Source organism: Corynebacterium sp. HMSC070H05 (genome assembly GCF_001837615.1).
GTDB classification, from domain to species: Bacteria; Actinomycetota; Actinomycetes; order Mycobacteriales; family Mycobacteriaceae; genus Corynebacterium; species Corynebacterium coyleae.
Map to the genome: position 1 here is coordinate 71,282 of NZ_KV833341.1, position 728 is coordinate 72,009.

1 protein-coding gene is annotated in these 728 nt (G+C 62.8%); it reads right to left on the reverse strand.

Annotated elements, in window-relative coordinates; all coding sequences use genetic code 11:
- Nucleotides 1–668 (reverse strand): biotin/lipoyl-containing protein (locus HMPREF2617_RS12340; protein WP_305764522.1); only part of this gene is annotated, 668 nt, incomplete at its 3' end.
- Nucleotides 669–728: the final 60 nt, after the last annotated feature.

The window sequence follows — 728 nt, forward strand, 5'->3', positions numbered from 1 at the left end:
GCCTTCTTCTCTTCCTTCGGCTCCTCAGCCGGTTCCTCAGCCTTCGGCTCTTCCTTGGCGTCGGCGGAGTCGTCGCCGGCCGGGGTTTCGCCCTCGTCGCCAATAATCGCGATGACGTCGCCGATCTCGACGGTGTCGTCCTCCTCAGCCTTGATCTCCAGGATCACACCAGCGACAGGGGAGGGGATCTCGGTGTCGACCTTGTCAGTGGAGACCTCGAGCAGCGGCTCGTCGACCTCAACCTCGTCGCCGACCTCCTTCAGCCAAGTGGTGATGGTGCCCTCAGTGACGGACTCACCGAGCTCCGGCATCTCAACGTCGGTAGCGGAACCGGAAGCCTGCTTCGGAGCAGCCTTCTTCTCTTCCTTCGGCTCCTCAGCCTTAGCCGGTGCTTCTTCTTCGGCCTCGGCTTCGTCTTCGTTGGAGTCGTCGGAGGAAGCAGCAGCGTCAGCGTCACCGATGCGGGCAATGACGTCGCCGACCTCAACGGTGTCGTCTTCCTGCGCCAGGACCTCGATCAGGGTGCCAGCAACCGGGGACGGGATTTCGGTGTCGACCTTGTCAGTGGAGACCTCGAGCAGCGGCTCGTCGACCTCAACCTCGTCGCCGACTTCCTTCAGCCAGGTGGTGATGGTGCCTTCGGTGACGGACTCGCCGAGCTCCGGCATCTCAACCTTGGTGCCCTCACCAGAGGACTTCTTCGGAGCAGCCTTCTTCTCTTCCTTCGG